Source organism: Acetobacter sp. DsW_063 (assembly GCF_002153745.1).
Lineage (GTDB): Bacteria > Pseudomonadota > Alphaproteobacteria > Acetobacterales > Acetobacteraceae > Acetobacter.
This window is the reverse complement of the sequence record NZ_JOPL01000107.1, coordinates 21,149-30,127: the sequence shown is the minus strand read 5'-3', so window position 1 is coordinate 30,127 and position 8,979 is coordinate 21,149. Positions and strand designations below refer to the sequence as shown.

The following is an 8,979-nucleotide window of genomic DNA, read 5'->3' as shown; positions in this document are numbered from 1 at the left end:
TGTTGCTGTTGCTGTTGCTGTTGCTGTTGCTGTTGCTGTTGCTGTTGCGCAGCCAGGCGTATGATCCGGCGTGTCGGCGGATTTCCGGTGCATGTCAGCCCGGCCGCTCAAACCGCCGGAGTAGAAGATGCAGGATCAGAACGCCTCGAAACTCGCGAAACTCCCGAGCGAAGCGTCGCCGGATGATCCGTTGGCGTTGGACGCCACCGAGATGGCGGCCGCGATCCGCAGCGGTGCGCTTTCGCCGGTGGTGTTGGTGGAACGGGCGTTGGAACGGGCCGAGGCAGTGCAGTCGCAGCTCAACGCATTTGTCGTCATTCGCCGGGAGGAGGCGCTGGAAGCTGCTCGTGTCGCCGAGCGAGAGGCACTGGAGGCGCGCGAGAGCGGAGCCGAGCTGGGGGCTCTGCATGGTGTTCCGGTGGCGTTAAAGGATATGACGCCGACGAAGGGCGATATCTGGACCGAGGGATCGCGCCTATTCGACGGTCGTATCGCGGACCATGACGCGACAATCGCCGGCGCCCTGCTGGAAGCGGGCGCGATTCTCCTCGCCAAGACCACGACGCCCGAGTTCGCGTGGTCAAGCCGCACGGACAGTCCGCTTTGGGGCGTAACCCGAAATCCGTACGATCCGTCCCGCACGTCTGGCGGAAGCTCCGGTGGAGCGGGCGTGGCTGTCGCCACCGGCTGCGTACCGCTGGCGGAAGGGTCGGACATGGGTGGGTCGATCCGGATCCCGGCAAGTTGTTGCGGCGTGATTGGCTTCAAGCCGAGTCTTGGGCGCATTCCCTACACCGGGTTGCCCAATGCGTTCGATCCGTTGTCGCATTGGGGGCCGCTTGCGCGTACCTGCCGCGACGCCGCGCTTTTCCTCGACGTGACGCAGGGGGGATTCGGTCCCGATGGAGTGCCGCGCAATGGCGACGTGGGATACGACTTCGCGCCGATGGAGCGTTTCGCCGCACGAGTGGGGGCTCTCGATCCGGCGCGGCTGCGTGTCGGCGTCTCAGTCGATCTGGGGTGTTACGAGGTCGACGCCGTCATTGCCGATAACCTGCATGCGGCGGCGAACGCGCTCGCCCTTATGGGGGCGGAGGTGGAGGCGGTCGACGTCGCGTTTCCCGCTGACCATGCGGCGTTGTGGGACCGCGAATGGGCCATCTGGCAGGCATTTTATTACGGCGAGGCCGCCGCCGGGCGGGAGGACGAACTCGATCCCGAGATGCGCGCGCTGATCGAGGAAGGGCGTCAAATACGCGCGATTGATTACAGGCAGGGCGAGATCATGCGCACGACGATGTGGCGATCGCTGGCCCCGATCCTGCGGCGTTGCGACGTCCTGCTTTGCCCGACTTTGGCGCGCGATGTCCCGTCCGCCGATGGGTTGCTGCCGCCGGGATATGTGACTGCTGATGGGCGATTACGGGAGGTGACGATGACGGGAGCGTTCAATCTGCTTGCGCGTCTGCCCGCATTGTCGGTTCCGAGCGGCGTTTCGGCGACCGGTTTGCCCACGGGTGTGCAGGTCATAGGGCGACCGGGGGATGACCTCACGGCGCTGCAGGTGGGAGCGCTGATCGAGGGCGCAGTCGGGGCGCCGAGATCGCCGGCGGGAAGCTTCGGACAGTAATCGCGGAAAAGCGTGCGGGGGCGCCGGATGTATTGGCTGCGTGTCGGCCCGCTTCCAGGCGTCAGCCGGTAACGCGGGGCGCGCCAGCGTTTTTGGACGCGCATGATCAAGTTTTCACGGGGGCTTCTCGCGCCCTCTTGCGTTACGTTGAGATATAACCGGATAGTGCGCCCCTGTCCGTCGTTGAGTAAGGACGTCTCAAACAAGAACGTCAGCGACTTAGCCTGAAATAAAAAAACACAAGGGCTCAGGATGACATTGGTAGATATCAGCGCCCAGCCTGAACGGCACGGCGCAAAAATTCGGTCAGCGGTCGCAGCGGGCGACGGCGCGCGGTCGCGGATAGCGGCATCGTGGCATAGATGCGCGTCATATTACGGACTCGCGCCGGAAAGCGTCGTCTCCCGACGTATTCTCACCGAACGGGAGCTGCGCGATTCGAAAGAGCAGCTGGGGAGTCTCAGCGACCGGATTTTTCCTGCGTTATCGCGGCTGTCCAAAATCCTCTCCCCGTACAACGTGTGCACGAGCTTCGCTACGCCCGACGGCGTGATCGTGGCGCTTGAGACCTTCGTTGACGATGCCGATGCCCTGCGTAACTGGGGACTGGCGCGTGGAGCGGACTGGAGCGAGCCAAGGGAAGGCACCAACGGCATCGGAACATGCCTTGTCGAGGAAACGCCCATCGCGATCCGCCATGATGAGCATTTTTTTCTGCGCGACACTGTGATGACCTGCCTCGCGGCTCCGGTTTTCGATCACCTCGGGCAGATCGGCGGGGCGTTTAACGTCTCGTTATGCGGTTCTGACGTGGACAGTCCGGCGCGGGCGCTGATCGCGTCTCTTGTGCTCTCCTCGACGCGGCAGATCGAGATTGATCATTTTCACGCGTGTTACGCCAATCGAAAAATCATCTCCCTCCCTCCGGCGAACGGGCAGTCCGGCGGCGTTCTTTTGGCGGTCGACGCAGACGGCGTGATATGCGGCGCGACACGGGCTGCGCGTACGCAGTTCTCGCTGACCGATGCGCGCCTGCGCTCCGGCGTATGCGCGTCCGACGTCGTCGCGCAGGGGGATGATGATTTCGGGACGTCGGAAAGGTCCGTCATTCGCCGTGAACTCGTCCGGACCAATGGTAACGTGTCGGCGGCGGCCCGGAATCTGGGCGTCAGTCTGGCCACGCTCAAGCGGAGGATCGCCCGCTACGAACTGCGTAACGTCTTCCGGGGCGAGTGAGCCGCCCACGAGTGGGTAGTCGGGGTGAAGTGGCTCTCTGGTGAGCCACTTCTCTGGCGGGGCCAGCCGGACGCCGACGACAAATCGATAAAACCCTCGCAAATATTCATCGTCCGACCAGTGAATGCGAGGAAGGCCCAATGGCCCACGACAAAGAAGACAAAAAACACGCTCAACCTCGATACAGCAACTTCATCGACGGCAAGTTTGTTGACGTAACAGGTGAAGCGCTCGAAGTTCGAAACCCGGCCAACGGGCGGCTGCTCGGGTACGTTCCCGCCAGTGATGCGAAAACCGTCGCGGATGCTGTCGCCGCTGCGAATGCGGCGCAGGGGGAGTGGGAAAAGCTCCCGGCCATACAGCGTGCAGGATATCTCAGGAAAATTTCGGCAGGCATTCGCGCCCGCCGTGACGAATTCGCGCGCACGATCGTCGAGGAGCAGGGCAAGGTCCAGCCGCTGGCGGAGGTCGAGGTCGATTTCGCAGCGGATTACTTCGACTACATCGCCGAATGGGCGCGTCGTCTGGAAGGGGAGGTGCTGACCAGCGACCGCGTAAACGAGACGATCCTGCTGCTGCGCAAACCCTTGGGCACGGTCGCAGGCATCCTCCCCTGGAATTTCCCGTTTTTCATGATCGCCCGCAAGGTGGGGCCGGCGCTTCTGACCGGCAACACGATTGTGATCAAGCCCAGCGAAGAAACGCCGATCAACGCGCATAAGTTTGCAGAACTGGTGGCCGAGACAGATCTTCCGCCCGGCGTCTTCAATCTGGTCAGTGGAACCGGCGCCGTTTGCGGGCAGGCTCTCACCGAGAGCCCGAAAGTCGACATGGTGACTTTCACGGGAAGCGTGCAGACCGGCATCAGGATTATGGAGACTGCGGCGCGTAATCTTACACGTGTCAATCTGGAGTTGGGTGGGAAAGCGCCCGCCATTGTCCTGGCGGATGCGGATCTCGACCTCGCCGCCAAGGCGATTCATGCGTCGCGCGTGATCAACGCAGGACAGGTCTGTAACTGTGCGGAGCGCGTCTACGTCGAAAAGTCAGTCTACGAACCGCTGCTCGACAAACTGAGCACGTTGTTTGCGGCGACTCGCTACGGAGATCCCTCGGAAGATCGCACGCTGGATATGGGGCCGCTCATCAATCAGGCGGCGGTCGATCGTATCGCCAAAATGGTCGAGCAGGCGAAAGCGGCGGGCGCACATGTTGTCGTCGGTGGGAAAGTGGATGATCAGAAGGCAGGATTCCACTATGCGCCGACGCTTCTCTCCGGCGTGACATCCGATATGGATGTGATGAAACGCGAGACTTTCGGAGCTGTGCTGCCTGTCATGGCGGTGTCTGGTCTGGACGAGGCGATCGCCCTTTCGAACGATTCTGAATACGGGCTCACATCGTCCGTATATTCGACCAACGTCAATTCCATTCTGAAAGCCACCAGAGAATTGAAATTTGGCGAGACTTACGTGAATCGAGAAAACTTCGAAGCGATGCAGGGGTTTCATGCCGGACGTCGGAAATCCGGAATCGGCGGCGCCGATGGCAAGCATGGATTATATGAGTTCACCGAGACGCACGTTGTCTACATGCAGGGTCAAGTCTGACGAATCTTCCCGCCGTCAGAAACAAAAATAATAAGAGAGCCGCCGTTGACGCGGTGGCTCATTCGGAGAAGAACAATGACCGTCGTCAATGCGGCATATTTGAAGTCTGATCGTAGATCATCCTTTCGTCTGAAACAGCTTGGCCTGTTCTGCGCAGCGTCCCTGTCGGCGCTGTGCGTTGCAGCGGGCTCCGCGCAGGCCGCCGCAGGGCCTGCTGACGTCGATGGTCAGAGGATCATCGACGCCGACAAGGAACCCGGTAACTGGATGTCCACAGGCCGGACATATGACGAGCAGCGGTTTAGCCCCCTGACTCAGATCACGAGCGACAACGTCGGCAAGCTGGGGCTTGCCTGGCAGTACAAGCTCGATTTCGACCGTGGCGTCGAAGCCACGCCGATTGTCGTCGATGGCGTGATGTACACCACGGGCGCGTTTGCAGTCGTTTATGCGCTGGATGGGGCGACGGGAAAACTGCTCTGGAAGTTCGATCCGAAGGAAGATCGCGCCAAGTCGGGGCAATTCTGCTGCGACGCCGTGAACCGTGGTGTGGCGGTGTGGAAAGGCCGTGTCTATGTCGGAACAAATGACGGACGTCTGATCGCGATCGACGCAAAGACCGGGCAATCCGTGTGGGATGTTGACACGATCGCAGATCATGATCGCTCTTACGCCATCTCCGGCGCACCGCGTATCGTCCATGGCAAGGTGATCATTGGCAACGGCGGTGCGGAATACGGCGTTCGTGGCTATGTGACAGCTTACGACGCCGACAGTGGGAAGCAGGCGTGGCGCTTCTATACGGTGCCTGGCGATCCGGACAAACCGCAGGAAACGCCTGAACTGCAGATGGCCGTCAAGACCTGGACAGGAAAAGCATGGTTCGAGCAGGGCGGCGGCGGCACTGCGTGGGACTCCATGGCGTATGACCCTGACCTGAACCTGCTCTATATCGGCACGGGCAACGCGTCGATGTGGAACTACAAGCTTCGGTCAGAAGCCAAGGGCGATAATCTGTTCCTGTCTTCGATCGTCGCGATCAACCCCGATACCGGAAAATACGTGTGGCATTATCAGACCACGCCGGGCGATGCGTGGGATATGACGGCCACCCAGCATATGATTCTCGCGGACCTGAACATCAACGGGCAGAACCGCAAGGTCATCATGCAGGCGCCGAAGAACGGCTTCTTCTACGTTCTTGATCGCGCAACAGGAAAGTTCATTTCGGCGGAAAAATACGCGCCGGTGAACTGGGCCAGCAAGATCGACCCGAAAACCGGCCGCCCTGTCTTCACCGGGGATGCGAGTTACTGGGAAAAGAAGGGCCCTGTTCTGGTGCGTCCCGGTTTCTGGGGTGGTCATGACTGGCAGCCGATGTCGTATAATCCCGCGACCGGGCTGGTCTACATTCCGAAACACGTATTCGCTGTCGAATACGAAGATACGCCCGATTATAAATACATCCAGCATAAGAGGAATTTCTATCAGCTGGGCGTCGGCGCCGCCGCGATGAAGGACGATCCGGCGGATATGGAAAAATGGGCAAAGAGTTGGACCGGCGCTCTGCTTGCATGGGATCCGGTGCATCAGAAGAAAGTGTGGGAAGTTCCCTACACGACGATCTTCAATGGCGGCACGCTGTCGACTGCTGGAAATCTGGTCTTTGAAGGCACTGCCGATGGTCGTGTCGTCGCTTATAACGCCAAGGACGGGACCAAGCTGTGGGAGTCCCCGGCGCAATCCGGCGTTATCGCCGCGCCTGTCACGTATGAGGCCAATGGCGCTCAGTATGTGACATTCATGGTCGGCTGGGGCGGCGCGTTCCCGACATTTGCGGGCGGCGCATCCTTGCGGGCTGGCGTGAAGCCATGGGCGCAGGTCCTGACCTACAAGCTGGGCGGTACGGCTGAATTGGCGAAAGCTGAATACAAGGCGCTGCAAACGCCGGAGCCGCCCGCGCGTGCGGGGACGCCGGAGGATATCGCCATGGGCAAGGATACGTTCAATGGTCATTGCTCGCAGTGCCATGGCATCAATGCGGTTTCGGGTGGCGTCGTGCCGGATCTGCGTCGTCTGTCGGCGGCCCAGCATCAGATGTTCCCGATGATCGTTCAGGGCGCTTACCAGAGTCTTGGCATGCCGTCCTATAAGGATGTTCTGACCGAGACTCAGATTGGTCAGATCCACGACTACCTGATCAAACGCGCCTATGATCTTCAGGACGAATTGAAGAACGGGCACAGCATAGCCGACTAAAGTTACCTGCCGTCTCCCTCCGGAGCCATATTGGTTTCGAAGGGGACGGCGACGTAAAACGATGTCGTCTTTGAGTTGTGACTGCGGGCTGAACGCGTAGAGAAAGGACAAGATCAGCCGACGAAGGCGGAATCCTTTCCGAGATAAAAACAAAAACAATAACCGCTACGGGCCGCTACAGACGCTGTCGCAGCGGAGCCGTTGCTCGGAGACAGGTTTCAATGACCACGGTAACTATAAAACGTCGCACGATCTACGCGTGCGCTGGATTTGCTATTTCTGCGCTTGGCCCGAACGCGGCCCGTGCGTCAGACATAACCTTCGCGGTCATAGGTCCGCATGAGTACGATCTTCCTGTCGATTTCAAGCCTTTCAACGTGTTCGTCCAATATGGCGACGGGAACGCTGCTGGAAACACCTATGACGGTCAGGGAAGTCGTAGAGGGACAGGCGGAAGCCATACATGGGTTGGCCTCAGCAAATACGTGCATTTTCGAAGCTTTGAGGCGATTCCGAAAGTGGGATTCGCCTTTGAATTGATTCAGGCGGAGAGCTTCACGCTTGCAAATGGAACGAATTACGGTGGGTTAGGCACGACCATTCCCGGATTTGCGTCCTGGTTCAAGCCAAACAGTCATAGCACGTTCGGGTTTCAGACCTTTATGCAATCACCGTCCGGTACGCGCGATGCGACGGCTTCACACTACTGGTCAAATATTTCCAGCTTTCTCTTTGACTATGAGTGGAAGCATTTCAGCTTTGACGGCGATCTTGGCGCAGTGACCTCCGTAACGTCAAAGCATCTGAAAAATCAAAACTCTTACACCCCGGGCACGAGTTTTTTCACCAATCTTCGGTTCAGCTGGAAAGCGACGAAACTGCTTGAACCGTTCTTCGCCTTTGACTGGCAGAACGTCGCCGGGATTTACGATAAGACGCAGAAAATGTACGTATCTGATAGCAGCTCGCGGGAAGTCGCTGGCGGAGTGGGCGTTATGCTTAATCTGAGCAAGAGCGTATCCCTGACCATGCGGTATTCGCATTCTATCGAAGGGAGAAACGTTCCGGAAACAAACGCATATTATATGAAGTTCGTCTATTTGTGGTAATTGTTGACTGGGGCGACCGCCGCACGGCCGCGAAGCTGCCCGGTCACGCAGTCGGATAATTCGGCGCTTGTCGCCGTGCCTTGCGCGCCCAGTCGAGGCGCGCAAACTCGTGTGGGTTCTATCTCTTAGAATTCCAGGCAGATTTTTCCGAAATGCCGATTGCTTTCTTGATACCGAAATGCCGCGACAATTTCCTCGAGAGGGAAGCTTTTGTCGACGATGGGCTTCATGCCATTAGCGTCGATGGCCTTGATCATCTCTATCTGCTGTGAGCGATTGCCAACCAGAACGCCCTGCAAGCGGATTTGTTTGATCAGTACAGGCACGAACTGCAACGGAGCTTCGACGCCGCCCAGAATGCCAATAACCGAAATATGGCCTGCGGCGCGCACGGCCTCCATGGACTGCTGCAGCGTTGATGGCCCGCCAACGTCGACGACATGATCGACGCCCCGGCCGCCGGTCAGCGCGCGAGCGGTCTCTCCCCAAACCGGATCTGAGCGGTAATTGATAACGTGGTCTGCGCCGAGAGAGCGCATGCGCTCAAGTTTCTCATCGCTCGACGAAGTCGCGATCACCGTCGCCCCCGCCATTTTTGCAAACTGCAGCGCGAAAATGGACACGCCGCCAGCACCCTGCACGAGCACGACGTCTCCGGGTTTCACATTGTCGTCGGAAAACAGAGCCCGCCATGCAGTGAGGCCCGCCGTCGTCAGCGTAGCCGCCTCGGCGTGAGAGTAGCCTTTGGGAGCGTGGGTGAAGGCGGTGGTTGGCGCGGTCACTTCTTCGCGCGCATATCCGTCCACGCCGTCGCCCGGAACGGTTGCGAACCCCACGACGTCCGGCGCGCCAGATAGCCACGTCGGAAAAAACGTGCTGACCACCCGGTCGCCGACCGCGAACTCGTTTACGCCTTCGCCGATTGCGATCACCTCTCCCGCGCCGTCCGCCATCGGGATACGCGGTTCCGTCGGTCCCCACACGCCGCTGACCACTACATAGTCATGGTAATTCAATGAGTTGGCGTGCAACCTGACCGTTATTTCACGGGGGCGTGGCGCAGGAGCCGGACGCTCGGCGGCGGTGACGTGGTCGAAGCCGCCGCCTGGGCCGACGATAATTGCTTTAGGCATGT

At 59.6% G+C, this 8,979-nt stretch carries 6 protein-coding genes; 5 read left to right on the top strand and 1 reads right to left on the bottom strand.

The features are described from left to right. Positions 1-127 precede the first annotated feature (127 nt). The 5 genes from HK28_RS12305 (at position 128) to HK28_RS12285 (ending at position 7,844) form a co-directional block, all read left to right on the top strand. Positions 128-1,630, top strand: a complete 1,503-nt coding sequence (locus HK28_RS12305; RefSeq protein WP_086644841.1) for an amidase — start codon at positions 128-130, stop codon at positions 1,628-1,630. Positions 1,631-1,882: 252 nt separating this feature from the next. Continuing rightward, positions 1,883-2,866, top strand: a complete 984-nt coding sequence (locus HK28_RS12300) for a helix-turn-helix domain-containing protein (protein WP_086644840.1) — start codon at positions 1,883-1,885, stop codon at positions 2,864-2,866. A 140-nt stretch (positions 2,867-3,006) separates the two neighbouring features. After that, complete coding sequence (aldA, locus tag HK28_RS12295) at positions 3,007-4,476, top strand: aldehyde dehydrogenase (RefSeq protein ID WP_086644839.1); 1,470 nt, start codon at positions 3,007-3,009, stop codon at positions 4,474-4,476. Between the two features lie 75 nt (positions 4,477-4,551). Then, positions 4,552-6,735 (top strand): PQQ-dependent dehydrogenase, methanol/ethanol family, encoded by a 2,184-nt coding sequence (locus tag HK28_RS12290; protein WP_086644838.1) that lies wholly within the window; start codon positions 4,552-4,554, stop codon positions 6,733-6,735. Positions 6,736-6,956: 221 nt separating this feature from the next. Next, on the top strand, positions 6,957-7,844 hold the full coding sequence (locus tag HK28_RS12285; RefSeq protein WP_086644837.1) for a transporter: 888 nt from the start codon (positions 6,957-6,959) through the stop codon (positions 7,842-7,844). Positions 7,845-7,969: 125 nt separating this feature from the next. Here the strand turns inward: HK28_RS12285 and HK28_RS12280 are convergent, their stop codons facing one another. Further along, on the bottom strand, positions 7,970-8,977 hold the full coding sequence (locus tag HK28_RS12280; RefSeq protein WP_086644836.1) for an NAD(P)-dependent alcohol dehydrogenase: 1,008 nt from the start codon (positions 8,975-8,977) through the stop codon (positions 7,970-7,972). Positions 8,978-8,979: the final 2 nt, after the last annotated feature.

What these genes read in the sequence shown, in the direction of transcription:
- HK28_RS12305 (WP_086644841.1), top strand. Translation starts at nt 128, where the DNA reads ATGCAGGATCAGAACGCCTCGAAACTCGCGAAACTCCCGAGCGAAGCG.
- HK28_RS12300 (WP_086644840.1), top strand. Translation starts at nt 1,883, where the DNA reads ATGACATTGGTAGATATCAGCGCCCAGCCTGAACGGCACGGCGCAAAA.
- aldA (WP_086644839.1), top strand. Translation starts at nt 3,007, where the DNA reads ATGGCCCACGACAAAGAAGACAAAAAACACGCTCAACCTCGATACAGC.
- HK28_RS12290 (WP_086644838.1), top strand. Translation starts at nt 4,552, where the DNA reads ATGACCGTCGTCAATGCGGCATATTTGAAGTCTGATCGTAGATCATCC.
- HK28_RS12285 (WP_086644837.1), top strand. Translation starts at nt 6,957, where the DNA reads ATGACCACGGTAACTATAAAACGTCGCACGATCTACGCGTGCGCTGGA.
- HK28_RS12280 (WP_086644836.1), bottom strand. Translation starts at nt 8,977, where the DNA reads ATGCCTAAAGCAATTATCGTCGGCCCAGGCGGCGGCTTCGACCACGTC.